Annotated in this window: 25 protein-coding genes; 12 read left to right on the top strand and 13 right to left on the bottom strand. The window is 34.1% G+C overall.

The window, feature by feature from the left end; genetic code table 11:
• Window positions 1-11: 11 nt before the first annotated feature.
• The 3 genes from ABEG11_RS02560 to murI all read left to right on the top strand — a co-directional run bounded on the left by ABEG11_RS02560 (window position 12) and on the right by murI (window position 2,516).
• A complete protein-coding gene (locus ABEG11_RS02560) occupies window positions 12-1,013 on the top strand; it encodes an OmpH/Skp family outer membrane protein (RefSeq protein ID WP_348822636.1) in 1,002 nt (333 codons plus the stop codon).
• A 42-nt stretch (window positions 1,014-1,055) separates the two neighbouring features.
• Complete coding sequence (locus ABEG11_RS02555) at window positions 1,056-1,556, top strand: OmpH/Skp family outer membrane protein (RefSeq protein ID WP_348822635.1); 501 nt, start codon at window positions 1,056-1,058, stop codon at window positions 1,554-1,556.
• 183 nt (window positions 1,557-1,739) lie between these two features.
• Window positions 1,740-2,516, top strand: a complete 777-nt coding sequence (murI, locus tag ABEG11_RS02550; protein WP_348822634.1) for a glutamate racemase — start codon at window positions 1,740-1,742, stop codon at window positions 2,514-2,516.
• Between the two features lies 1 nt (window position 2,517).
• Here murI and bamG read toward each other — a convergent pair whose 3' ends face one another.
• Window positions 2,518-3,756, bottom strand: a complete 1,239-nt coding sequence (gene bamG, locus ABEG11_RS02545; protein ID WP_348822633.1) for a BamG family beta-barrel-assembly machinery protein — start codon at window positions 3,754-3,756, stop codon at window positions 2,518-2,520.
• Window positions 3,756-5,078 (bottom strand): DUF4270 family protein, encoded by a 1,323-nt coding sequence (locus ABEG11_RS02540; protein ID WP_348822632.1) that lies wholly within the window; start codon window positions 5,076-5,078, stop codon window positions 3,756-3,758. Before ABEG11_RS02540 ends, bamG begins: the two co-directional genes overlap by 1 nt.
• 229 nt (window positions 5,079-5,307) lie before the next feature.
• Here ABEG11_RS02540 and ABEG11_RS02535 point away from each other — a divergent pair, with 229 nt between their 5' ends.
• The 5 genes from ABEG11_RS02535 to ABEG11_RS02515 all read left to right on the top strand — a co-directional run bounded on the left by ABEG11_RS02535 (window position 5,308) and on the right by ABEG11_RS02515 (window position 9,382).
• Window positions 5,308-6,168, top strand: a complete 861-nt coding sequence (locus ABEG11_RS02535; RefSeq protein WP_348822631.1) for a DUF6268 family outer membrane beta-barrel protein — start codon at window positions 5,308-5,310, stop codon at window positions 6,166-6,168.
• 17 nt (window positions 6,169-6,185) lie between these two features.
• Complete coding sequence (locus ABEG11_RS02530) at window positions 6,186-7,184, top strand: Kelch repeat-containing protein (protein WP_348822630.1); 999 nt, start codon at window positions 6,186-6,188, stop codon at window positions 7,182-7,184.
• Complete coding sequence (locus tag ABEG11_RS02525) at window positions 7,174-7,539, top strand: DUF4907 domain-containing protein (RefSeq protein WP_348822629.1); 366 nt, start codon at window positions 7,174-7,176, stop codon at window positions 7,537-7,539. The genes ABEG11_RS02530 and ABEG11_RS02525 overlap by 11 nt, the downstream gene beginning before the upstream one ends.
• Before the next feature lie 293 nt (window positions 7,540-7,832).
• Entirely contained in the window at window positions 7,833-8,657 is an 825-nt protein-coding gene (locus tag ABEG11_RS02520; RefSeq protein WP_348822628.1) for a sensor histidine kinase, read from the top strand.
• A gap of 11 nt (window positions 8,658-8,668) precedes the next feature.
• Window positions 8,669-9,382 (top strand): LytR/AlgR family response regulator transcription factor, encoded by a 714-nt coding sequence (locus ABEG11_RS02515; RefSeq protein WP_348822627.1) that lies wholly within the window; start codon window positions 8,669-8,671, stop codon window positions 9,380-9,382.
• Window positions 9,383-9,388: 6 nt separating this feature from the next.
• Here ABEG11_RS02515 and ABEG11_RS02510 read toward each other — a convergent pair whose 3' ends face one another.
• On the bottom strand, window positions 9,389-9,901 hold the full coding sequence (locus tag ABEG11_RS02510) for a gamma carbonic anhydrase family protein (RefSeq protein ID WP_348822626.1): 513 nt from the start codon (window positions 9,899-9,901) through the stop codon (window positions 9,389-9,391).
• 17 nt (window positions 9,902-9,918) lie between these two features.
• On the bottom strand, window positions 9,919-10,914 hold the full coding sequence (locus ABEG11_RS02505; RefSeq protein WP_348822625.1) for a PorP/SprF family type IX secretion system membrane protein: 996 nt from the start codon (window positions 10,912-10,914) through the stop codon (window positions 9,919-9,921).
• 122 nt (window positions 10,915-11,036) lie between these two features.
• Here ABEG11_RS02505 and ABEG11_RS02500 point away from each other — a divergent pair, with 122 nt between their 5' ends.
• The 3 genes from ABEG11_RS02500 (at window position 11,037) to ABEG11_RS02490 (ending at window position 13,519) form a co-directional block, all read left to right on the top strand.
• Complete coding sequence (locus tag ABEG11_RS02500; RefSeq protein ID WP_348822624.1) at window positions 11,037-11,930, top strand: NifU family protein; 894 nt, start codon at window positions 11,037-11,039, stop codon at window positions 11,928-11,930.
• 161 nt (window positions 11,931-12,091) lie between these two features.
• Window positions 12,092-12,613, top strand: a complete 522-nt coding sequence (locus ABEG11_RS02495) for a hypothetical protein (RefSeq protein WP_348822623.1) — start codon at window positions 12,092-12,094, stop codon at window positions 12,611-12,613.
• A gap of 78 nt (window positions 12,614-12,691) precedes the next feature.
• Window positions 12,692-13,519 (top strand): mechanosensitive ion channel family protein, encoded by an 828-nt coding sequence (locus ABEG11_RS02490; RefSeq protein WP_348822622.1) that lies wholly within the window; start codon window positions 12,692-12,694, stop codon window positions 13,517-13,519.
• A 3-nt stretch (window positions 13,520-13,522) separates the two neighbouring features.
• Here the strand turns inward: ABEG11_RS02490 and tsaB are convergent, their stop codons facing one another.
• The 7 genes from tsaB to ABEG11_RS02455 form a co-directional block, all read right to left on the bottom strand.
• On the bottom strand, window positions 13,523-14,191 hold the full coding sequence (gene tsaB / locus ABEG11_RS02485; RefSeq protein WP_348822621.1) for a tRNA (adenosine(37)-N6)-threonylcarbamoyltransferase complex dimerization subunit type 1 TsaB: 669 nt from the start codon (window positions 14,189-14,191) through the stop codon (window positions 13,523-13,525).
• Between the two features lie 196 nt (window positions 14,192-14,387).
• Window positions 14,388-15,683 carry an efflux RND transporter periplasmic adaptor subunit gene (locus ABEG11_RS02480; protein WP_348822620.1) on the bottom strand — a complete coding sequence of 432 codons (1,296 nt, stop codon included), beginning with the start codon at window positions 15,681-15,683 and terminating at the stop codon, window positions 14,388-14,390.
• 6 nt (window positions 15,684-15,689) lie between these two features.
• Complete coding sequence (locus tag ABEG11_RS02475; protein WP_348822619.1) at window positions 15,690-17,135, bottom strand: TolC family protein; 1,446 nt, start codon at window positions 17,133-17,135, stop codon at window positions 15,690-15,692.
• A 73-nt stretch (window positions 17,136-17,208) separates the two neighbouring features.
• Entirely contained in the window at window positions 17,209-18,327 is a 1,119-nt protein-coding gene (locus tag ABEG11_RS02470; RefSeq protein ID WP_348822618.1) for an efflux RND transporter periplasmic adaptor subunit, read from the bottom strand.
• A 41-nt stretch (window positions 18,328-18,368) separates the two neighbouring features.
• Window positions 18,369-19,634 carry an ABC transporter permease gene (locus tag ABEG11_RS02465; RefSeq protein ID WP_348822617.1) on the bottom strand — a complete coding sequence of 422 codons (1,266 nt, stop codon included), beginning with the start codon at window positions 19,632-19,634 and terminating at the stop codon, window positions 18,369-18,371.
• 2 nt (window positions 19,635-19,636) lie between these two features.
• Window positions 19,637-20,881 carry an ABC transporter permease gene (locus ABEG11_RS02460; protein WP_348822616.1) on the bottom strand — a complete coding sequence of 415 codons (1,245 nt, stop codon included), beginning with the start codon at window positions 20,879-20,881 and terminating at the stop codon, window positions 19,637-19,639.
• The gene (locus ABEG11_RS02455) at window positions 20,874-21,575 is read right to left on the bottom strand and encodes an ABC transporter ATP-binding protein (RefSeq protein WP_348822615.1); all 702 of its coding nucleotides are present in this window, start codon (window positions 21,573-21,575) and stop codon (window positions 20,874-20,876) included. Before ABEG11_RS02455 ends, ABEG11_RS02460 begins: the two co-directional genes overlap by 8 nt.
• Before the next feature lie 164 nt (window positions 21,576-21,739).
• Here ABEG11_RS02455 and ABEG11_RS02450 point away from each other — a divergent pair, with 164 nt between their 5' ends.
• Window positions 21,740-23,155, top strand: a complete 1,416-nt coding sequence (locus ABEG11_RS02450) for a DUF4403 family protein (RefSeq protein ID WP_348822614.1) — start codon at window positions 21,740-21,742, stop codon at window positions 23,153-23,155.
• 128 nt (window positions 23,156-23,283) lie between these two features.
• Here the strand turns inward: ABEG11_RS02450 and ABEG11_RS02445 are convergent, their stop codons facing one another.
• Together ABEG11_RS02445 and ABEG11_RS02440 are read right to left on the bottom strand one after the other, a co-directional pair.
• Entirely contained in the window at window positions 23,284-23,547 is a 264-nt protein-coding gene (locus tag ABEG11_RS02445; protein WP_348822613.1) for a hypothetical protein, read from the bottom strand.
• Window positions 23,540-24,079 (bottom strand): DUF420 domain-containing protein, encoded by a 540-nt coding sequence (locus ABEG11_RS02440; protein ID WP_348822612.1) that lies wholly within the window; start codon window positions 24,077-24,079, stop codon window positions 23,540-23,542. The genes ABEG11_RS02445 and ABEG11_RS02440 overlap by 8 nt, the downstream gene beginning before the upstream one ends.
• Between the last annotated feature and the right edge of the window lie 2 nt (window positions 24,080-24,081).

The following is a 24,081-nucleotide window of genomic DNA, read 5'->3' as shown; positions in this document are numbered from 1 at the left end:
AATCAAAAATTATGAGAAAAGAATTTTTATTTATAATTTTATCCTTAATCACGACAACAGCAATTAACGCTCAAACCAAAGGAAACAAAGTAGGTTATATTGATATGGAATACATATTGCAAAATGTACCCAACTATACCGAAGCAAAAGCTCAATTAGAACAAAAAGCCCAGAAATGGAAACAAGAAATAGAAGCTAAAAAATTAGAAATAAATAAACTCACTGAGGCTCTAAAAGCCGAAAGACCTTTATTGACAGCTGAATTGATCGAAGAGAGAGAAACCGAAATAAAGTTTCTTGAAACCGAAAAATTAGATTATCAGCAGAAAAGATTTGGGCCAAACGGAGATTTGATAATACAAAAAGCAGGATTGGTAAAACCTATTCAAGATCAGGTTTTCACGGCTGTCCAAGACATTGCAGAAACCAAAAAATATGATTTCATATTTGATAAATCTTCCCATTTAACCATTCTTTTTGCTGCAAAAAGATTTGATATCAGCGATCAAGTGATTCGGGTGCTAAACAGAACCGAAAAAAGGGAACAGCTGACTAAAAAACAGCTAAAAGAAGAGCAGGCAAAAGAAGAGAAAGAAGATGCGTTAGATGAAAATCCTGAATTGGCAGCAAGAGAGAAAGCATTATTAGACAAACAGGCTGCCCGTGAAAAATTAGTATCAGATAAAAAAGCAGCACAAGAAGAAGCAAAGAAAAAGTACGAAGAAAAAAGAAAACAATTACTAGCTGAAAGAGAGGCTAAAAAAAATGGCACAGTTGTTGCACCGCCAAAAACAGAAGCCACAACAGCAACCCCTTCTGCAAATACAGAAACAGCCAAAACAGTAACTGAAGAGGTTAAGCCAAATGCACAAGAAGAACGCAAAAAAGCCTTAGAAGAAAAAAGAAAAAAAATCCTGGAAGAAAGAGAAGCAAACAAAAAAGCACTCGAAGAAAAAAGATTAAAAGAAATACAAGAGAAAGAAGCTCTTAAAAAAGCTAATGAAGTAAAATAAAAAAAATACAAATTCTAATTAATTACTAAATATTTTAAAACAATGAAACAATTCAAAACTTTACTAATTGCTGCAATACTTTTTATAGGAGCTGCTCAAATTTCATCAGCTCAAACTAAAGTAGCTCATGTGGATGTGGCTGAAATCATGGGAAAAATGCCTGCCATATTAGATGCTCAAAAGCAATTACAAACTCTTGGAACAACTTATGACAGTGACTACAAAAAAATGGTTGAAGAGTACCAGGCAAAATTAAAAAAATACGAAGAGGAATCTGCAAAAGTTACTGAGGCCGTAAATCAAGAACGCCAAAAAGAAGTTCAGGATATGCAAAAAAGAATTGTTGATTTTAGAGACAATGCTCAAAAAGAATTACAAAATAAAGAGTCTGAAATCATGAAGCCTATTATGGAAAAAGTGAAAGCTTCTATTCAAAAGGTTGGTAAAGCTAAAGGATTCCAATATGTGCTTGACAGCTCTACTCTTCTGCTTGCAGACGGAACAAATATTACTGTTGACGTAAAAAAAGATTTAGGTTTTTAATCTGCCTATACATTTAAAAACTGCTCATTCTAAACTATTTTTTAGAGTGAGCAGTTTTTTTTTACATTATAAAATATAGTATATTTAATCTTAGAAATTCTGTTTTGGATTATTGCCATTGCCAAAACAAAACTGCAGTCTAAATTATATTAAAAACAACACTTTAGCCTTAAATTTAAAACCATGACAAACGACAGCCCAATTGGTGTTTTTGACTCTGGAATTGGCGGTACCTCTATCTGGAAAGCTATTCATGAATTATTGCCTAACGAACGAACAATTTATTTAGCTGACAGCAAGAATGCCCCTTACGGACAGAAATCAAAAAATGAGATTATTGCGTTGAGCATGAAAAATACGGATTTATTGATTGAAATGGGATGTAAATTAATTGTTGTGGCCTGCAATACTGCAACAACCAATGCTATTCAGGAATTGAGGGCAAAATACAGTATTCCATTTATTGGCATCGAACCAGCGATAAAACCAGCTGCAACAAATTCCAAGACTCAGACAATAGGAATACTAGCAACAAAAGGCACATTAAACAGTGAACTTTTTAATAAAACGACTGAGAAGTTTCAGGATACAAAAATTATAGAACAAGTGGGTTATGGACTAGTTCAACTAATTGAAGAAGGCAAAATAGACTCTCTCGAAATGACTCAATTACTGTATTCATATCTCACCCCGATGATTGAAGCCAATATTGATTATCTTGTATTGGGATGCAGTCATTATCCTTATTTAATTCCTCAGATCAAAAAAATTATTCCTGCACATATTCATATCATTGATTCTGGAGAAGCTGTAGCGAAACAAACCCAGAATATACTCAGAGAAAAAACAGGTTTTTCAAGTGGCACAAAGGGAGACTCTATTTTTTATACTAATACCGATCCTAAAGTTCTAAACGAAATCCTGGAAAATAAATACCAGGTTGAACAAAAGGATTTCTAAATTATTCTAATTTCTTTCTAACGAACCAAATACCATCCAAATTAAGATTCAAGGTTAATTTATGGTAATTTTCCTGAATCAATGAATTGGTTATTTGACCTCTGCTCCCATAAGTATATGAAATAAACAAAGCCGACGAAAGATGGTCCAAAGGCAGCGAAACTCCAACTGAAAAATTCCTGTCACTTATCTTTTTGCCATCAATCTCAAGATAACCAGTATCATAGTGAGCACCGACTGCATATTTTATCCTGTCAAAATAATTTCTGGATGTTTTAGTTTTTAAATATGAAAAACCTAAAGAAATTTTTTCCTGATCTGAAAAACTACCATACAGATCGGATTGATTAGTAGCATCCCAGAAACTTTTTTCATAATCGATATTCAGATTAAACTTATTCCGGAATGATTTATTAACTCCGAAACCAATATCCAAAGGCAGATAAAAATCATCCGTAACAGATTGTGCATCGGTTTCTAATGAAGAAGTGCCAGCCGAATTCGAAATAACAACTGATTGAATTTTGGACGCATTAACCCGTGCTGGAGATTTCACATTGAGTCCAAAAGTGAGTGCTGAATTCATTTTTAACTGTGAACTCAGGATTGGCCTAATACCGCTGTAATTTACTTTTTTATCAATACTTACAGTCGAACTTCCAATTGTATACGTTCTCTGGTCGGTAGTGTTTCCAAAAAGTACTGAAGCAGAAAACCCTATAGATAGTTTATTACTCAATTTGTAAGCATAAGAGAAATCCAAATTATTAAGTCCGCCAGTCCCTATTACATCCAGATAATAGTTTTCATTATTGCCATCAATTATTGGAATTTTTAATCCTGATATTTTAAAGGAAGAACTCGAATAAGGCATCATCGCTAAACTGAACGCAGATTTCTTTGTAATTGGAAAAGCAAATGCAAGATGAGAAAACTGAAAATTGTTTCTGTTTTCCTTTTTAAGATTATCTTCAAAAGAAGACTGAATTCCAGTACCGCCAATCTCAAAAAAGAAATTATTGGCCGGAATATTGACTAAGGAAGCTGCATTTTTATTGTTAATAAAATCATCTGACAAAAGGGCTATTCCTGCAGTGCCTAAAGCTGCTGTCGATCCAAAATTAGATTCATACAGACTTCCTAAACCATAAAGGGAATATGGTGAAGTAGCAATACTTTGTGAATAAGACAACAAGGAAGAAAAAAATACTAAAACGAAGAATAAGTGACTTTTTTTCATTAATACGTAATGTAATAAATTTGTAATTTCATTTTATTCTCTTTACTCAACTGATCTCCCAGAACAACCCTATCTACAACTTTAGATAAATTGGGCAGAGTAAAGAGCAGTCCGCTTTTAGAGTCTGATTCTTTGAGCATTTCCTTTTGCAGAAAAGCACCCAAAGAAATTTCATAACTTACATTTTCATCAAATTCATCATTGCTATTATTAAGAGCCGCAACAGCATTCAAGCCTTCAGAATCTGTTAATGCTGATTTAAGCCGGTTCAATTTATCGACAACATACACGCTCAGTTTTTCGGGCAATGGAAACATTTTGGAATACGAGTTTTTAATAGGTTTCATTATCAATCTGGCATCAACGATAGCTCCTTTATCCGAAAGGTATTTCAGCTGCCGTATATAAGGGAAGTCAACCCTGCAGGCAATTCCTGTTCCAGACTGAATAAAACCGCTATTCGCCGTATAAATTGTAGATAAACTCATTTTGGACAAGGGCAGATCTTGAATTAAAGTTCCCGACCTATCAGATGACACGGCATTGAATTGCTTGCTTATATCTGAAATTGTAAAATCTTTGATATAATTATCATCAGTACCGCCAATTCCTTTTGAATAATACAAACGAAGGACACTTGATAAATTAAAGCCTATCACACTCGAGGAAGTGCCTGAAGATGATTTTATGACAAAACCTTTTAAATAATCTGTAAACTCTCCTGAAGCTGTAATTTCATTGTTTTTAAACTTATTAAAAAGCTCCTGTCCAAATTCATTATCCAACTTAATAGTAATGCTGTCCTTACCTAAAGGCTTTGGCTGATACGAGATAGATCCCAAGCTGGATTCATTATAAACTAAACTGGAATTATTATAGAAACTATTATCATTTGCATTCGGCTTAAAATTCTTTAAAACCCTATGGATATTTAAAGTCTGTACCTTAGTCGTATCGGCATAGTAATAGTCATCATATCTCATAATCATGGCAATGGAATCAAAAACATAGCCAGTGGCATCAGTATCCGAATTTTGACTGTAAAGATTAAATGAACTAGTAGATACTTGAAAATAGCTATCTGATTTTATTTTTCCAAAAAGCGGATCATCATAATTGCCAACCAGAATCCTGCTTTCGCTTGAAGTGATCAAAGAATCCAATTTTACAATAGAAACATCCACAGTTACAGTATCTATTGAAAGCACTTTATTATTCACTGCCAGATAATCGGCACCAACTACAAACTCTCCCGCATCAATATCAGAATCACATGAAATAATAAGCAAGCCCGAAAAAATTAAAAGCAAAAACCTGTACATATCTTTTTTTTGAGCAAATATATCAGTCCACATTTTAGCAGTCCTAATAACATATACCATCGGGGACAAACAGTCTATAAAAGCACAAAAACAATCTACATACTGCAATCTGGTTTAAAGTCTGGATTCAGCCTTGGTAATTGCCAGTTTGTCTATAAAATATAGCCATGTATATATATTCTTTTTTATTGACTGGCAACACCGCTACTTTTGGCCCAATAATTAAATAATGAGAATAAACAATATTATTAAGCTCTCGATTTTGATTCCGTTATGCAGCGTTCATGCACAAAACGGGCATATTCTTGAATTTAATACCAAAACAGAACCGATAGATAATGGTTCTATAAAACAAACGGAAATTGGAATGCAATTTTTTAAAGACATCAGCATCACTAATGCATTGAAAAACACTTTCAAATATAAGAGTACCACCATTGCTGATGAAGTTGAAAACTATCTGCTGGAAAATTACAATTCCAATTACAGCAATACTCATTTTAACAATTTTACAAATGCTTTTGAATTTTCACATCAGTTTTCCGAAAAAACAAAATTGAATCTAAGCTTCGAACCGACAGTTAATTTTCAAAATACCATCAGCATTTCAGATGTAACACTTTTGGGAGGAATAGAAATAAGCCAAGTGCTGAGCCAAAATAACAGCATTGATTTAGGAATAAAAAGAATGACCGTTTTTGGAAAACCACAAATATTGCCAACAATTTCTTTGAATCATCAGTTTAATAAAGATGTATATCTAAAATTAGGATTTCCAAATTCCTCACTCTCCTATTCCAGTTCTATCCGCGATTCTTTCAGCTTAAAAAATGACTTTAGCGGAAGCAATTACAACCTCAGCCCTTCCATCATTACAGCTGATAAAAAGATAACCAAAGCTGGATTTTCGCAAATGGAAACCACATTGCAATATGAAAGAAACATTGACACTTCGTGGTTTGTAAATTTCAAAGGAGGATATTCTACCAGCAAGGAATTCAGATTTTCGGATGAAAATGAAACGGCTGAAATTAATCAGGCATTAAAAAACGGAGGTATCTTTTCCATTAGCATCAAATACAAACTTTAATAAACACCATGCACATTATGAAACATTTAAAAAAAGGTATCTTTATTACCACATTCCTTATCAGCTTAATTTTCATTGGATGCAGTAATGATGATGACGATGATGACACATTAGGAAATTGGGTAAAAAAATCTGCATTTGATGGCCCAGCACGATCCAGTGCAGCCAGTTTTGTTATTGGTACGTATGCGTATGTCACAACTGGTTATACAGGAGATGAATACCTAAAAGACCTTTGGGCATATAATTCTACAGGAGACTATTGGGAACAAAAAGCAGATTTTATTGGTATTGCCAGAAGCTCCGGAAGCGGCTTTGAATTAAATGGCAAAGGATATATTGGCCTTGGCTATGACGGAACCAATAAATTAAAAGATTTTTATCAATACGATCCAGAAACGAATACCTGGACACAAAAAGCAGATTTTGCAGGAACCGCCCGTTATAGTGCCGTAGGTTTTCAAGTAGGAGGAAAAGCTTTTTTAGGAACTGGATATGATGGCAATTATCTAAAAGATTTTTACCAATACAGTGATACCGATAATACCTGGACACAAGTAAATGGCTTTAGTGGCAACAAAAGAAGAAATGCCACAGTATTTGTAATTAATGATATTGCTTATCTAGGCACAGGAATTAATAGCGGTGTTAATCAAGTTGATTTTTGGGCATTTGATCCCCGTACAGATATTTGGACTAGAAAAAGAGACTTGGATGATGACGAAAGCGATCACGACACTTATTCAATCACCAGAGCCAATGCATCCAGTTTTTCAATAGATGGATTAGGCTACGTAGCTTGCGGATCAAGCGGCAATACCATCTGGGAATACAATCCGAATACCGATATCTGGACAAACAAAACATCCTTGGAAGGATCTGGCAGATCGGATGCCATAGGAATTACCATAAATGGAGAAAGAGGTTTCATTTTACAAGGAAAATCAGGAACTTCATACTTTGATGATGTTTGGGAATTTAAACCAAGAGAAGAACAGAATGACGATGACAACTAATAATACCAACAATAAATTCTTCTGGAAAAAAATCCAGAAGAATTTGTCATATACTCTAAATCTGTGCCTAATTATATTCCTGATTGGAGTACTGCTGGTTATTTTTTGCCAAAAAGAACAAGACTTGAAAATTCAATCGATAAAAATTACCAATGGCTGGGGATATGTTATTACCAGCAATGACAAAATACTTATCAAGCAAACTATTATTCCTGTAATCAGTGAATCCAAAAGTTTTGAAACCGAAAAAGAAGCGTTGGCTGTAGGGCAATTAGTTCTCAAAAAATTGAAGTCCAATAACTCACCCACTATTACAAAAAATGATTTAATTTTATTAAAAATAATAAGCAGATGAACTTCGTATCGATAAAAAACAACTTCTCCAGCAAAATACTGATTCATGCCGTTATTTGGTGTTTTTTTATTTGTACCTCTCTTATTCAATTTTACGAAAGTCCTAGCCGTATCAGCACTGATTTCTATGTGCAATGGCTTACAGGAATTTTTTTATTTTACCTTAATTACACTTATCTGGTAACTCATTTTCTTTTACAGAAAAAATACGTCTATTACATAAGCATTATATTAGTTCTGATTATAATTTTCATGGTTGTCAGACATGAATTTTTCATGCCTGAATTCCGAGATATGAGACCACCAAATAGTGTTAATTTCACAAAAATTCCTTTTGCCAACAATAATATTGAACATAGAATTCATAGAAGGAACCAGCCCATTTTCTTCAAAATTATACCTTCTGTTTTTTATATTTTAATTATAGCCATCAGCACTATCATCAAAACGCTGTCAGAGTTTTACGGTGACCAGCAAAATAAATTGATTGCCGAGAGTCAAAGAACAGCAACAGAATTAAACTACCTAAGAACCCAGACAAACCCTCATTTTTTGTTTAATTCCTTAAACAGCATTTATTCATTGGCGCATAAAAAATCGGATTTGGTTCCCGATGCTATCGTAACTTTATCCGAAATGATGCGGTACATGCTTTATGAAACGGACAATAAATATGTTTTGCTCGAAAAGGAAATCAATTATATTAAAAACTATATTGATCTACAAAAACTTAGGCTTAACAACATTGAAAATATCTCCATAAATATACATGGCAACACCAAGGACAAATATATTGAACCCATGCTTTTAATTTCATTTATAGAAAATGCATTCAAATATGGAACCGATTACAAAGGGACAGCCTATGTCAAAATTGTAATTACTATTGAAGAAAATATATTTACCTTTTGCATAGAAAATAAAATTGAAAACAACAGAAAAGATCCCGAAAATTCAGGAATTGGATTGGCAAATATTAAAAACAGACTAGCTCTGCTTTATCCAAACACGCATCAGCTGGATATAAAATCAACTGAATCAAAATATAAAGTAAATTTAGTTTTGCAATTAGATCAAATTCAACCACAGACAAATGCAACATTTACACCAACATTATAAATTACAGGAATATGAAATGTGTTATTATTGACGATGAACCATTGGCAGTAGACTTGCTGGTGGAATTTGTGGGAAGGGTAGATTCACTCGAGCTGGTGACCACATTTACCAATGCAATTGATGCCATATCAATAATCAATCAATCAGAAGTTGACTTAATTTTTCTGGACATCGAGATGCCACATTTTACGGGTATTGATTTTATCAATGCAATCGAGAAAAAGCCCTTGATCATATTTACAACAGCTTATTCCAATTATGCAGTCGAAGGTTTTAATCTTGGTGCCGTAGATTATCTGGTAAAACCAATTCCTTTTAATCGATTTTTAAAAGCAGTGTTGCGGGCACAGCAGATTTTTGTTCCCAAGACCCTCCCGCAAACCAATCAAACGATAAGTTCTCCAGAAATTGAACATGATTTCATGTTTGTCCGAGCTGAATATGAGAATGTAAAAATTAACTTTTCGGATATTTTATTTATCGAAGGATTGAAAGACTACGTAAAAATATATACCACAGATAATAAATATACCTTAACACTAATAAGCCTGATAAAACTTGAGAATTTATTGTCGCCAAAAGGATTTGCAAGAATTCATCGCTCGTATATCATCAACATCAAACATGTAAAGTCAATACAAAAAAACAAGGTACTGATTGCCGAAAAAAGAATACCAATTAGTGAGAGTTACAAGGCTTCTTTCTTTGAAAAAATAAATATTTAAATTTATTTATTCCTTAAACCAGCTCGAATACATCACGTAATTATTGGAAATACGCTCAATTTCGCCAGCAAAATTAGATTGATCAATATCCTTTACTTTCTTGGCCGGAACGCCAGCCCAAATGGTACCTGATTCTACAATTGTGTTTTGTGTAATCACTGATCCTGCTCCAATAATTGAATTGCTCCCAATGACGCAATTATCCATAACAATAGCCCCCATACCTATTAATACATTATCATGAATAGTACAGCCGTGTACAATTGCATTATGACCAATAGAAACATTGTTACCTATGATAGTTGGATGTTTTTGATAGGTACAATGAACAATTGCCCCATCTTGAATATTCACCTTGTTGCCAATAGTAATAAAATTTACGTCTCCTCGAATTACGGCATTAAACCAGACACTGCATTCAGCACCAAAAGTAACATCACCCACTATGGTAGCGTTTTCTGCCACATAACAATCTTCGGGTATATTAGGTGATTTTCCGTTAACAGGTTTTATTATCATTGCTAGAATTATAAAATTTAATTAATTGCTGGACAGTTACAATCGTATTTTGCAGCTTTGCATAAAAAGTTAAACCCTAAGGTAATTTGATGAAATCCAGAACCTTCATACTGTACCTCTCCTAGCAAATGTGTATAAGAGTAAGCGAACATGAAACTTTTATAATTAAAACCTACAAGGGGATTGATATAATGTAATTTCTGACTGCCTGTTCCACTTCCGTTAAGATTCTCAGCTCCATCAAAACTCTGTCTATAAGACAAACCTCCCCATAATTGACCCATTTCAAGATTTTTATACGCTTTTAAATTCATATCTAATGAACTTTCTCTTGTCTTGTCTACATATTGAAAAAGTAACGAAGGCTCAAAAAGCACTTTATCAGCATTGCCAAAAACATAACCACCACTAACAATAAATTTTCTCAGATTATCACTTTCATATTCTGTATACAATTCTTGTCTGGTCTCCAAAACATTTTTTACAACTCCATTAAAACTAAAATCAAGAAAATTATAAGATGCTCCAATATCTAAATTAAAATAAGAGGCATTCTGCTCTATATTACCTAAGGCCGGATCATAATCACCAGAATTCTGAAATTCGGTTTCATCCAATTGACTTTGACTAACTCCCACATTAACACCAAAAGATAACTGATTCAAATCAACCTCATCTCTGGAAAACATAATATGATGTGCATAGGTAGCCTTGAAGCCAAATTGTGAATGATATCCATTTACATCATTAAAAAGTATCGCCCCTGCTCCAGACCGCTCTCCTATCTTACCATTGTAACTAAGTGTCTGGAGTGCTGGCGCATTTTCCTGATCGAACCATTGCTTTCTAGCAGTAAGCCTTACTTTACTGCAATTTGAAGCGCCTGCCATCGATGGAAAAATCAAATAATAATTATCCGATAAATAATCAGAATATACAGGAATTCCTTCTTGCGAAAAAACATTTAAACTAATAAAAAAGAGAACAATTACTAACTTGATTCTAGTGTACATTTACGAAATGGTTTAAAAAATTAATGGCGCAAGAAAAACATTTGTTAATTTATTCATTAAAAAACCAAATATAGTTAATCGTGGAAAATAACTTTAGTAAATTTGCAAAAAATAACAAACTTATGACTAAAGTTACCATAAAAGACACACAGAATCCTACTATAATTAAATTCGAATTTCCAGACTTTATCACTCAAAATGAAAGCTTTGAATTTAAAAATATTGATGAAGCTAAATCTTCGCCATTGGCTCAACAGCTTTTTTATCTGCCATTTGTAAAAACGGTATATATTTCAGGAAATTTTATAGCGGTTGAAAGATTCAGTATAGTAGAATGGGACGATGTAAAGGAAGCAGTTGCAGAGCAAATCGAAGCTTATGTTAACAAAGGCGGAGTTATAATTAACGCCGATGAGAACAGACCAAAAAAACAGGCAATTACCGTATATGGAGAATCTACTCCAAATCCGGCAGCACTTAAATTTGTAGTCAACAGAATGATCACGAAAAATGCTGTCGAATTTAAAAATATAGATCAAAGCGCTCCATCACCGCTGGCTACTGAACTATTTAAATTTCCATATGTAAAAGAGATATTTATTGATGAAAATTATATTTCGGTTACAAAATATGACATTAATGAATGGCAGGATATTACATTAGAATTAAGAACTTTTATCAAGCAGTTTATTGAAAACGGTGGAAGTGTTCTTGACGAGAATTTAATTCAGACAATTGTGAAGGATGAAAAAGCAAAAGACGAATCATTTGACTCTCTTGACGAAACTTCACAGAAAATCATCAATATCTTAGAAGAATATGTAAAACCAGCAGTTGCTGCTGATGGCGGTAATATTCTTTTTGATTCCTATGATGATACATCAAAAACAGTAAAAGTAATTATGCAGGGAGCTTGCAATGGATGCCCATCGTCGACTTTTACGCTAAAAAGCGGTATCGAAAATATGCTAAAAAGCATGCTGAATGATGAAGGAATTAAAGTAGAAGCTGTTTAATTACAGGAAAAAATAAATATAAAAGCGTTTTCATTTTGGAAACGCTTTTTTTTGGTCTGAGTCCAAACATTAAACTCTTCACGAACAAATAAAAATACTGACTTTCAGTATTTTAAATAAAAAACATTTATTTTTGATTACCTAACTAAAACTAAAAACCAATGGGAGTAACATCATTTTTAAAAAATTTATTTGGTTCGGCCAAAGAAACAGCAGACGAAATAATTGATCATGCCGAAGCAGCTATTGACGAAACCAAAGTAAGTGCACAGCCTTACGTAGAAAAAGCAGAAGCTATTATCGGAGAAACGGCTGGTAAAATAAAGGAAACTGTAACTCCGTATGCTGAAAAAGCAGAAGCATTTGTAGACGAAGCAGTAACTAAAGTAAAAGAAACTGCGGCTCCCATACTAGAAAAAGCTGAGGCTTTTATCGAAGAAACGGCAGTCAAAGTAAAAGAAACCACTGCCCCTCATGTCGAAAAAGCAGAAGCTTTTGTGGAAGATGCTCTCGCAAAAGCAAAAGAAGCTGCTGCTCCATATATTGAAAAAGCGGAATCAATTATAAACGATACCAAAGCAACAGAAACTGGAACCTTAGATAATCAAAACGAAGAAACAATTTCTTCTGATTCAAATGGACTTGAAAATCCAGCAGAAAAGAAAGAAGAAGATTCTGAATAGCTTTTATAAAAAATATAAAATCGTATTTTTGCAGTTCAATAAATAACTCTCTTCATAGAGAATTTCATGAATTAAAATATGACTTTAGATCCAAATTACATTTCCACTTACGCCGATTTTTTCATAAAAAAAATAGCAGAATATTCCCCTGAGGTTATTTCTGCGCTTATTATTTTATTCATTGGGCTCTACGCAATCCGAATCATCAATAGACTTGTTAGAAAATTAATGATTAAAAGAAATCTGGATCCAACATTATCCAAATTTCTCGCCGACATTTTACTTTGGGTTTTAAGAGGTCTGTTATTTGTAACCGTCATCGATAAACTGGGTATCGGGACTACTTCATTCGTTACGATTCTGGCAACTATGGGGTTTGCAATTGGTATGTCGCTGCAGGGTTCATTATCCAATTTTGCCGGTGGAATCTTGATTATTCTCTTCAAGCCTTTCAAAGTGGGAGACACTATCGAAGCACAAGGGATACAAGCTACAGTTTTGGAAATTCAAATTTTTGTAACCAAATTGGTAACCGGAAACAACCAGACCATTTTTGTTCCAAACGGTTCCTTGTCAAACGGAATCATTACCAATTATTCGATGCAGGGAACAAGAAGAGCTGATTTGACCATTTCAATATCTTATGGAACCGACCTAAAAAAAGCAAAAGACATTATAACCGAAGCTTTGGCCAAAAACCCAAAAATATTAACCTCGCCAGTTGCTGAAGTATCGGTTAAAAACCTCACAGACAGTTCTATTCAACTGGCAGTAAGACCTTGGGCTAATATTGAAGATTTCAGCAGTGTAGTAGCCACGACTTTGGAAGACTGCAAAATGGCTTTTGACGATGCTGGTATAATTTTCCAGCCTTATGTCTCAGAACTATCGAACAATAATAAATAAGTTCTAACTATTTTTAGGACTGGCAATCAAAAAGTCTTTCAAATAATAAGGTTCAAAATAAGCGACATCAACAGTGTCGTTTTTTTTGTACTTGTCAAAACTCAAAGCACTCATTTCATTAGCCGATGGATACTTAATATCGTCTAGAAAAGCAAAATTGTCTTTTGTTAAAACGGCTTTGCATTTTTCGTTACAATCGCCAATAAAGTAAAGTTTCTCTGTAAAATCTTCAAAAGAATTTTCGGTAATAATCTCAGCCAGAACCTCTCTTTTTTTGTCTAAATCAGCAGAAAAAACAGCACTATAGACTTCCATTCTACGGGCGTCAATCATTGGAATGATCAATCCGTCAGCAATTTTAGCCTTAGCAGCTAAAACCTGTAGAGTATCGACTGCTATCATTGGAATACCTAGAGCATAGCACAAGCCTTTCGCTGCCGAAACACCAATTCGCAAACCTGTATAAGAACCTGGTCCTTGACTTACAGCAATTGCGGACAAATCCTTGAATTGAATTTGTGCTTCGCTGATAATTCCTTCAATAAAAACATGTAACCGCTCAGCGTGAGAATAGCCCTCTTCGGCAATTTCCCTGCACAATATAACTTTTCCTTCTTTTGCCAAAGCAACAGAACAATTTTTGGTAGCCGTTTCAATATTAAGAATATACACTTTCTTTTAAATTTTTAAATTGCTATGAGGTTTTGGAATAATCATCAAAAACATCCAATAATTAAAATGATTGCAAATTTACACCGAATTTTTAAAAAACCTTAATAAAAACAAAACACGTCTAGAAAATCTAAACGTGTTATGTCCTTTTTATAAAACTGAAATTGACAAAAAACAGTTTTGCAAAAATTATTGATTATTTATTTTTTTCACCTTCTTTGGGAATAAAAACCTTATCACCAGAATTCAAATCCTTTGAAACAGTAGTATAAGGCCCAGTGATTACTGTTTCTCCTTTTTTAAGACCAGATAATACTTCAATATTAGTATCGTCTTGGATTCCTGTTTTTATGATTCTGATTTTGGCTTTATCACCCACTTTTACAAAAACACATTCAAATTTTTTATCACTTTTTGGAACCAGTTTTTTGTCGTCAGATTCAGATCCTTCCGTTTGTCCGGCTTTAACAGCAGTTGTATCAGATTTCACTACAACAGAACTTATAGGAACTTTAACAACATTCGCCCTTGTGGTTGTAATAATATCAACGGTAGCTGTCATACCTGGACGAAATGGAGAGTAAGCAGCAGGTTTTCCAGCGATCAGATCTTTATAGGAATCTTTCAGGATTCGCACTTTTACTTTAAAATTAGTCACCTGATCTGCAGTTAAGGCCGTACTGGCAGAGTTTGAAATACTGGTAACCACTCCTTTGAATTGTTTTTTCAAATAAGCATCAACTTCAACATTGGCTAAATCCCCAACTTTAATTTTCACAATATCATTTTCATTGACATCAACTTCAACTTCCATATTATTTAAATTGGCTACTCTTAAAAGTTCGGTTCCAGCCATCTGCTGTGTTCCCAAAACTCTTTCGCCAAGCTCTACATTTAACACCGATATGGTTCCATCTGCAGGAGCATAAATCACTGTTCTGCCCAAATTATCCTTAGCTTCGTTTACAGATGCTGAAGCACTTTGTACATTATAATAAGCGGATTGTTTGTTAGCTTTTGCTACTTCAAAAGAAGAAATAGCCTTGTCCCAGTCGGATTTGGAAATAATTCCTTTTTCAAACAATGTCTTGTTTCTTTCGTAATTTGCCTTAGCCTCATTAAATGAAGCATCCGATTGGCTTAAACCTGCTTTTGATCCAGATAAATTGGCAACGCTCCTATTTAATCCAGAAGTATATAAATCAGGATTTATTTTTACTAATAAATCCCCCTTTTTAACAACTTGACCTTCTTTAATAGGCAAATCTATAATCTCCCCAGAAACCATCGATGCAATTTTCACCTCGATTTCGGGCTGAATTTTACCAGTTGCTGAAACAGTTTCTACTATTGTACCTGTTTCAGCTTGAGCGATTTCGACCTCTTTTCCTTTATCTTTGTTACCAATAACTCCTGCTTTTGACAATCCTATTAGCAATCCAATAACTACTACTGCTGCTCCTAATATGATGTAAATTGTTTTTTTTGACATAATTGATTAATTTTTGGTAATTGGGACAATTGGGATTCCGAAGTAGAATTCAAGTATTTTTATTCTGAATATATATTCGTATTTTGTTCTGATAACGTCTGATTGCGCATTTGTCAGCAATGTTTGCGCCTGAGTAAAATCGAAAGAATTCATTAATCCGACATCATATTTTTCTTTAGCATAATCATAAGACTGCTGTCTCGCTTCTAAAGCTACTGTTGCGGACTCATAAGTATTAAGAGCTCCTTTTGCATCGGTAAAAGCAGTATAAACATTACGCTGCAAATCTAAACTTTTCTGCTCTAAATCAATTTTAGATTTTTCTAAACTTACTTTATTGCGTTCTACATTATTTCTCACAGAAAACCCATTAAATATTGGAACATTTAATTGAAGGCCAAAATTGTGTCCTTTGTTGTCACTAAACTGATCAAAGACGGGTTGAGGACCACCCAAAACAGGTGAATAATTATTTTGTAATACCGCTTGATTAGTACCTTCAACAAAACCTATTTGACTTGTAGGATTGGCCGTGTTTGGAGCTGTGCCCTTAATAATATCAGAATAACTGGCTCTTGTATTAAAGCCATAAAAAGCACTTAAAGTTGGCTGATATGCCCCTTTAGCAATAGCAACATTCTTTTCTGCTATTTCAAGATTGGTCTGAGCTAATTTTAATTCAGTTCTGGTTTCTTTTGCTTTATTATAAATATCAATTGGTTTTTGAGACATTATGTTGTTCTCATCATTAAGATTTGTATCATCTGCTACATCGAAATCTACAAACTCTTTTAATTGTAAAAGCTGTGCCAAACTTAACTTTGATATCAATAAATTATTTTCAGATACTGTTATGTTTTGTTTATCAGTTGCTATAGTTGCTTTTAAATCAAACAGATCTCCTCTTGGAATTGTTCCCGCATTTACCATTTCTTCAGAACGCTTCAAGCGTTTTTCATCAATCGATAATTGTTCTTTTTTCACTTTTAAATCTTCCTTAAAAGATAAAATCTGAAGAAAAGCGTTTGCTACATTCAGCGAAACGTCCTCCTGTATCTTTAATAATTGATACTGCGAGGCAATCATTGATAATTTTGCTCTTCGATAAGTATTTTGATTTTGCAGGCCTTTATAGATATCCACACCAGCAGTTATACCTACTGATGAATATTGAGTAGTCTGATTACGTAAAACTCCAGTGGTAACATCCTGATTAAGTCCAATATTCCAAGAGTGAGAAGCACTCCCATTCACTGATGGAAGATATCTGCCAAAAGCATCTTTTTTATCAATATCGGCATTTTTTACATCTAATTCGGAATTTTTTATCGTAATGTTATTATCTAATGCATATCTCACACACTCCTCCAAAGTCCATACTTTAGTTTGTGCCTGAGTGGACAATCCGATCAGAAGGATTAAAACAATTTTTATATGATTTATTTTTTTCATTTTTTATTGGAATAAAGCATAGCAAATACCATGCGTATTAACTTATTTAATTTATCAAAAAGCTTGTGGGCGATTAATTTGGTTTTGCCTCCTCTTTTATTAATCCTTGATTCCAGACTTTAATTTTATCCGATGCTTTGATACCGCTTTTTACTTCCACATAAATTCCGTCACTCACTCCAAGTGTTATATCTTTTCTTTCAAACTTCTGAGGGCCCGTTTGAACTTCTACAAACGGTTTTAGCGTTTTTTTATCAAACTGAACTAATGATTCTTTTAAGGCCTGTACTTTATCAGCTTTTTCTAATATAATTGATGCATTGGCACTTAATCCTGCTCTGATAAATGTATTGTCTCTGTTGGTTAAAGTTGCTTTTATTTCAAATTGAATGGCTCCATTTTCTGTTTTCCCTTTCGGTGCAATATCTGTCAATACAGCCGTGAATTTTTTGTTTTCAATTGCCCCAACAGTAATTTCAATAGGCATATTTAATTTTATTTTCCCAACTTCAGACTCATCAACCTTGCCTACAAATATCATTCTTCCAACATCTGCAACACTTGCAATTGTAGTTCCTTCATTGAAATTATTACTCTCAATTACCTGATTTCCTACTTTTACAGGAACATCCAGTACCATTCCGTTTACAGTAGAACGGATCAAAGTATTGGCATAACTTCCTAGTCCTGAACTCGTTCCTGTTTTTACGATATCAAACCCTTGAACAGATGCTCTATAATTCTGCTTAGCTTGATTATAAGCCAATTGCGCTGCATCAAAATCATTGGCAGAAATAACTCCTTTGTCAAACAATGTTTTTTGTCTTTGGAATAATTTTTCCTGATTATCCAATTCAATTCGAGCTGTTTGCACTTGATTTTGAGAATTGCTTAAATTAGAAACATTAGCAACTACCTTTATTTTGGCAATCATATCCCCTGCTTTAACAGATTCACCTGCTTTTATATACACCGCCTCAATAATCCCCGAAATATTTGGCTTGATTAATACTTCTTCATCCGGAACGATATTCCCTGTGGCAAGCGTACTTTTTACAATAGTTTTGACTTCTACTTTATCCGTTTCAAAAACGATAGGAGATTCCTGGTTTTTGGCATACAAATAATATAATGCCCCGAAAAAAACTATTGCAATTAAAATCAATATGGTTACTGTAACTCCTTTTTTCATTTTAAAATTTTTTATTCGATTATTATTTTTTGATTGATTTTCTACTCTGTTCGCAATGCCTCTACAGGCTTAACATTTATTGCAGTCTGTGCAGGAATAAAACCTGCCAGCAATCCAGACCCTACCAATATCAGCAAAGCAATGAAAACCACTACTAGATCTACACTTGGATTAACAAACATCATCCCCTCGGATGGCATTGATGACAAGATCACATTAAGGATTGCTATTATACCTGTAGCTATTGCTATACCAAACATACCTGCTATTATGGTCAGAAAAATAGCTTCCAGTAAAATCTGCGACCTGATTGCCCCCGGTGTTGCACCTAGAGCTCTCCTGATTCCTATTTCTTTAGTACGCTCTTTTACAACAATCAGCATGATGTTTGAAATACCAATAATACCGGATAATAACACTAAAGTCCCAACAAAATAAGCGATAAACGTAAGAACCATAAATAAATCCTGAACTTTTTGAAATTCAGCAAATAAATCAAAATTACCTACTGCCCTTTCGTCATCTGGATGAATATAGTGCCTTTCCCTAATGAAAGCAAGTATTCCAGGCCTAAGCTCGGTTATTGAAGCTTCATCTTTGGCAGTGAGTGCCATCCATCCTACTTTATCCCCAAAATTAAAAGCCTGCTGGAATGTAGTAAACGGAATAAATATATTTTTTTGAGCTGATTCGGCATTGCCATTATTTTGCCCTTTTGACTTGTATACTCCTACCACCATAAAGTTGATGCCGTTTATCTTTATATAAGTACCCATTACTTCTTCGCCGTTCTTATACAATTCATTAATGACACCCTGGCCTATTACAGTTACTTTTCGTCTATTTAGTATATCTTGCTGATTTACGAAACGCCCTTTTACGATATCCATCTGCTCTTGCTTTATCAACTCTGGATAATCACCATAAATTGTATAAGCACCCGTTTTTGTACCTCTAACAACATTGCTTACTCCATTAAAATCACCTAGCTGATTACGAGGTGATACATATAGCAAATCAGGAAATTTCTGTTTTAAAGCATCAACATCGCTATTTCTAAAATCATATCTTCTGGTTTTAGGCAATCCTTTATAAGGTTTTGAGGTAGTCTGCGTCCACATAAACATGGTATTGGTAGCTATACCATCGAATCCTTTTCGGATACCATTTTCAAGACCATTTGAAGCCGCTAATAAAATTACCAAAATAAATATACCCCAAAATACTCCAAAAGCTGTCATCAGCGTTCGGAATGTATTAGCGGTTAAGGCCTCTATAATTTCGTTCCAATTTTCTCTATCAAACATAATTATTCGTCTCTAAGTGCTACAATAGGCCTAATTTTAGCCGCTCTATAAGCAGGCACAAAACCGGCCAGGGCACCTGCAATCACTAATACGACTAATGTGGTGGTGGCAACGGTAAAATCTACCTGAGGATTTACAAAATACTCACTTTGGGCATGTGGCCCTATTAATTCTAAAAGAGCTAATCCTGTCAATAAGCCCATAAATCCTGAAATAGTAGTTATAAAAATAGACTCGTGCAAAATCATCATGATGATTGAAACTGGAGAAGCGCCTAGGGCTTTTCGAATACCAATTTCCTTAGTTCTTTCCTTTACAATAATCATCATAATGTTACTGACTCCAACAACTCCCGCGATAATGGTACATATTCCAACCCACCAGAAAAACAATCGGATATACAGATTTAAATCATAAAACTTTTTGGCTTCTTTAACCGAATTAAAAATTCCAACAGCACTTTCATCATCAGGAGCGGCACCATTTTTACTTCGTAATAACTTGCCATAATCATCTTTGAATTTTTCGGACACGGCTACAGCTTCTTCATAAGTATCTTTCTTTTTCATAGTATAAGCCATATAGCTTATTTTATCTCCTAATCCAAAAACCTGCTGTGCTGTAGTTATTGGCACAAACACTCTGCTTTCTTCTCTTTCCCCCCCTGGATCAGTAAACACACCAACAACTTTAAAATTGATATTGGCCACTGTTATCTGTTCACCAATTGGATCTTTCTCTTTAAACAGATCTAATTTGACTTTTTGCCCAATCACAGCTGCTTTTATGTTGTATTTCAAATCATTTGCATTAATATATCTGCCTTTTATAACTGATACATTTTCTATTCCCATACCATCTGTATTAACACCTCGGTATTGATAATTTCCTGATTCTTTTCCATAACTTACGGTAATTCCCCAGCCAGAAGCAACAACTCCATTTTTATCTAATTGGTCTCCGTATTTTTGTACTGCAAGGTCAAAATCGCTATTTCTAAATTGGATTTGTCTTCCAGGATTTAATCCTTTGTAAGCTTTTGTTGTTGCCCCTGACCAAACCTCAATTACACCAGCAGCGTCTCTTTCAAATTGTTTTTCAATTCCGTTTTGCAATCCTTTACCGACACCTAATAAAATTACCAATATAAAGATACCCGAAGCTACAGAGATTCCTGTGAGGAAGGTTCTCAGCTTATTTTTGGCAATAGCCTCAAATATTTCCTGCCAGCGTTCAATATTAAACATATGATGAAGCTCTAACTTGTTCTACCAATTTATCATCAATGATCAATCCATCTTTTAGGACAACATTTCTTTTGCACATCGCGGCAATATCGGGTTCGTGTGTCACTATCAAAATAGTTTTTCCTTCGTCATTAATTCCCTGAATCAATTCCATTACTTCATAGGAAGTTAATGTATCTAATGCCCCCGTAGGTTCATCGGCCAATAAAACTTTTGGGTTAGATGCCAAAGCTCTTGCAATAGCAACACGCTGTTTCTGTCCTCCTGAAAGTTCGTTTGGCAAATGGTGTGAGTGAGAAGCCAGACCCACTTTTTCCAAATATTTCATGGCAATCTCATTGCGCTCTTTTCTTTTCACCCCTTGATAATACAAAGGCAAAGCCACATTATCCAATGCACTTTTATAATTTATCAAGTTGAAAGACTGAAAAACAAAGCCAAGGAATTGATTACGGTATTTTGAAGCAAGAGTTTCGTTTAATTTTTTGATGGGTACATTATCTAAAGTATAAAGTCCAGAATCGGCCTCATCAAGTATTCCCAAAATATTTAACAAAGTAGATTTTCCCGATCCTGATGAACCCATGATAGCAACCAGTTCACCTTCTTTTATATTGAAATTAATTCCTTTCAGGACATGCAGTTCAGTATGTCCCATTTTGTATGATTTATGTAAGTCTTTAATTTCAATCATAATTGCATATATTTAAAACAATAATAGTATCTTTTAAAATCAATAAGAGAAAAACAATCAGCTTATCAATTGAACATATAAGACTTATTTCCAACAAAAATGTTACAGCTTCATCTAAAAAAATATATTTGTTTGGCTACATTTGCTCAAAAAAATTAAAACAAATGCTAAAATCTTTTTTATATCTGATAATTTTTACAACAATTTTATCATTAACAGTAAGCTGCTCTTCTGCTTCACAAAAAATCGAAGCTCTAAAACCAGAACCAGATGATGCTGTACCATTAACGTATACAAGTATTCCATCATTCATTAACCTGCCAGTCAGTGTTAAGCTGAAGGATATCGAAAACCAAACTAATACTTTATTAAACGGCTTAATCTACGAGGATAACAAAATAGAAGATGACAATATTGAAATCAAAGTCTGGAAACAGGCTCCAATAACCATCACTAACGACCATGGAAAAGAAGGCGAAAAAATAAAAACAGTCTTACCGCTAAAAGTATGGGTCAAGTACCGAATAGGTACAAAAACCATGGGCGTTGATTTATACAAAAACCAGGAGTTCAATCTAAATGGGGTTATTACATTACTAAGCAGTGTGAGCCTCAATAATTGGAAGCTTAGTTCCAAAACCAGCCTGAAATCTCTGGATTGGGTCGAAAGCCCATCGATGACCGTTTTTGGAAAAAATATGCCAGTCACTTATCTGATTAATCCTGCTGTAAGTCTTTTTAAATCACAAATTGAAAAAAGTATTGATACCGCTATTGAAGATTCCATGGATTTTAAACCAAATGTCATTGATGCCATTTCTAAAATAAGCACCCCTTTTGAAATGAGTCAAGAATACAAAAGCTGGCTGCGAATTGTACCGCTTGAAGTGTATTCGACTAATGCAAAACTTAAAAATGATTCATTTCTGCTCAACATGGGAATGAAATGCAATATGGAAACGTTGATAGGCAAAAAGCCAGATTCGAAGTTTGATAAAAACAAAATAACCCTGAAAGCTGTCGATAAAATTCCAGAACAGATTGCTGCCAATATTGCCGCTGTTTCTACTTATCTGGAAGCTTCAAAAGTAATGACAACAAATTTTGCTGGACAGGAATTTGGATCAGGAAGTAAAAAAGTAAAAGTCCTAAATGTCGCCATCTGGCACAAAGACGGCAGAATAGTAATTGCATTAGATCTTTCCGGTTCAGTAAACGGAACCGTTTATTTGAATGGAATCCCGCAATACAATGATACAACCAAAGAAATCTATTTTGATAAATTAGATTACGTATTAGACACCAAAAGCAGATTAATGAGAACTGCAAACTGGCTGGCCCAAGGAATTATATTAAAAAAAATGCAGGAAAGCTGCCGTTATTCAATTAAACAGAATCTGGATGAAGCCAAACAAAGCATGGCGGCTTATTTAAAAAATTATTCGCCAATGCCAGGCGTTTTCATTAACGGAAAAATGGATGATATACAATTTCAGAAAATAGAATTAACCAATCAGGCTATCATCGCTTTTATACAAGTTAACGGTTCTATAAATGTTTCTGTCGATGGACTGAAATAAGTAACCAGATAAATTTAAGTATTCAGTAAAAAAACAGGGCTCAAAAAATTTTTTTGAGCCCTGTTTTATTTTTACATTCAATCAAGAACTAATGTCTAATTACAATTGCGCCTAATATTTAAAATAATTTATTGTTTCTTCTTTTTCATTCGATAAATATAATATCCGATTGCACCAACAAGCACGTAAGGTATTATCATCAAATAAACGATACCATCATTTATAGCTTCGGCTTTCACCTTATTATCTTCACCATTTAAAGCGGCACGGCACATTGCACATTGAGCATGTGAAGAAAGTGAAAACAACATAGAACACAGAATATAGAAATACACTCTTGCACTAATTCTTCTTTTCTCTATTTTCTTTACTCTATTTTCTTTACTAAACATAATAAGGCGAAATCATTAAATATACGATCACTCCAGTTACGGCAACATATAACCAAATTGGAAAAGTAATTTTTGCAATCTTTCTATGCTTGTCAAATTTGCTGGCCAAAGCCCGCACATAGGTTACCAGAACCAAAGGTATAATTGCAATCGATAAAAAAACATGTGTAATTAAAATAAAGAAATATACATACTTCAAAATTCCATCTCCACCATATTTAACTGAATCGGCTGTCATGTGATAGGCTACATACATTGCCAGAAAAGCAACCGAACATCCAATTGCCATTTTCATCAATACCTCATGGCGTTTTCTGTTTCCATTTTTAATCGCAATAACTGCAGCAATTAAAAGTATTGCTGTAATACCGTTAATGGCAGCATAAATTGGAGGCAGAAATGTTAATGGCTCCACATCAAATCCAAAATCTTTTAACTTTACTTTAAAAAGAACAGCCACTACAACTGGAATTGCTACTGAAAGCAGTACAATCCATTTATTATATTTTTGTTCTACGGCATTATTTTCCATTC

Source organism: Flavobacterium aestuarii (assembly GCF_040049115.1).
Lineage (GTDB): Bacteria > Bacteroidota > Bacteroidia > Flavobacteriales > Flavobacteriaceae > Flavobacterium > Flavobacterium aestuarii.
The sequence above is the reverse complement of the archived record's forward strand: the minus strand, read 5'-3'. Positions and strand labels throughout refer to the sequence as shown.

What these genes read in the sequence shown, in the direction of transcription:
- ABEG11_RS02560 (WP_348822636.1), top strand. Translation starts at nt 12, where the DNA reads ATGAGAAAAGAATTTTTATTTATAATTTTATCCTTAATCACGACAACA.
- ABEG11_RS02555 (WP_348822635.1), top strand. Translation starts at nt 1,056, where the DNA reads ATGAAACAATTCAAAACTTTACTAATTGCTGCAATACTTTTTATAGGA.
- murI (WP_348822634.1), top strand. Translation starts at nt 1,740, where the DNA reads ATGACAAACGACAGCCCAATTGGTGTTTTTGACTCTGGAATTGGCGGT.
- bamG (WP_348822633.1), bottom strand. Translation starts at nt 3,756, where the DNA reads ATGAAAAAAAGTCACTTATTCTTCGTTTTAGTATTTTTTTCTTCCTTG.
- ABEG11_RS02540 (WP_348822632.1), bottom strand. Translation starts at nt 5,078, where the DNA reads ATGTACAGGTTTTTGCTTTTAATTTTTTCGGGCTTGCTTATTATTTCA.
- ABEG11_RS02535 (WP_348822631.1), top strand. Translation starts at nt 5,308, where the DNA reads ATGAGAATAAACAATATTATTAAGCTCTCGATTTTGATTCCGTTATGC.
- ABEG11_RS02530 (WP_348822630.1), top strand. Translation starts at nt 6,186, where the DNA reads ATGAAACATTTAAAAAAAGGTATCTTTATTACCACATTCCTTATCAGC.
- ABEG11_RS02525 (WP_348822629.1), top strand. Translation starts at nt 7,174, where the DNA reads ATGACAACTAATAATACCAACAATAAATTCTTCTGGAAAAAAATCCAG.
- ABEG11_RS02520 (WP_348822628.1), top strand. Translation starts at nt 7,833, where the DNA reads ATGAGACCACCAAATAGTGTTAATTTCACAAAAATTCCTTTTGCCAAC.
- ABEG11_RS02515 (WP_348822627.1), top strand. Translation starts at nt 8,669, where the DNA reads ATGAAATGTGTTATTATTGACGATGAACCATTGGCAGTAGACTTGCTG.
- ABEG11_RS02510 (WP_348822626.1), bottom strand. Translation starts at nt 9,901, where the DNA reads ATGATAATAAAACCTGTTAACGGAAAATCACCTAATATACCCGAAGAT.
- ABEG11_RS02505 (WP_348822625.1), bottom strand. Translation starts at nt 10,914, where the DNA reads ATGTACACTAGAATCAAGTTAGTAATTGTTCTCTTTTTTATTAGTTTA.
- ABEG11_RS02500 (WP_348822624.1), top strand. Translation starts at nt 11,037, where the DNA reads ATGACTAAAGTTACCATAAAAGACACACAGAATCCTACTATAATTAAA.
- ABEG11_RS02495 (WP_348822623.1), top strand. Translation starts at nt 12,092, where the DNA reads ATGGGAGTAACATCATTTTTAAAAAATTTATTTGGTTCGGCCAAAGAA.
- ABEG11_RS02490 (WP_348822622.1), top strand. Translation starts at nt 12,692, where the DNA reads ATGACTTTAGATCCAAATTACATTTCCACTTACGCCGATTTTTTCATA.
- ABEG11_RS02480 (WP_348822620.1), bottom strand. Translation starts at nt 15,683, where the DNA reads ATGTCAAAAAAAACAATTTACATCATATTAGGAGCAGCAGTAGTAGTT.
- ABEG11_RS02475 (WP_348822619.1), bottom strand. Translation starts at nt 17,135, where the DNA reads ATGAAAAAAATAAATCATATAAAAATTGTTTTAATCCTTCTGATCGGA.
- ABEG11_RS02470 (WP_348822618.1), bottom strand. Translation starts at nt 18,327, where the DNA reads ATGAAAAAAGGAGTTACAGTAACCATATTGATTTTAATTGCAATAGTT.
- ABEG11_RS02465 (WP_348822617.1), bottom strand. Translation starts at nt 19,634, where the DNA reads ATGTTTGATAGAGAAAATTGGAACGAAATTATAGAGGCCTTAACCGCT.
- ABEG11_RS02460 (WP_348822616.1), bottom strand. Translation starts at nt 20,881, where the DNA reads ATGTTTAATATTGAACGCTGGCAGGAAATATTTGAGGCTATTGCCAAA.
- ABEG11_RS02455 (WP_348822615.1), bottom strand. Translation starts at nt 21,575, where the DNA reads ATGATTGAAATTAAAGACTTACATAAATCATACAAAATGGGACATACT.
- ABEG11_RS02450 (WP_348822614.1), top strand. Translation starts at nt 21,740, where the DNA reads ATGCTAAAATCTTTTTTATATCTGATAATTTTTACAACAATTTTATCA.
- ABEG11_RS02445 (WP_348822613.1), bottom strand. Translation starts at nt 23,547, where the DNA reads ATGTTTAGTAAAGAAAATAGAGTAAAGAAAATAGAGAAAAGAAGAATT.
- ABEG11_RS02440 (WP_348822612.1), bottom strand. Translation starts at nt 24,079, where the DNA reads ATGGAAAATAATGCCGTAGAACAAAAATATAATAAATGGATTGTACTG.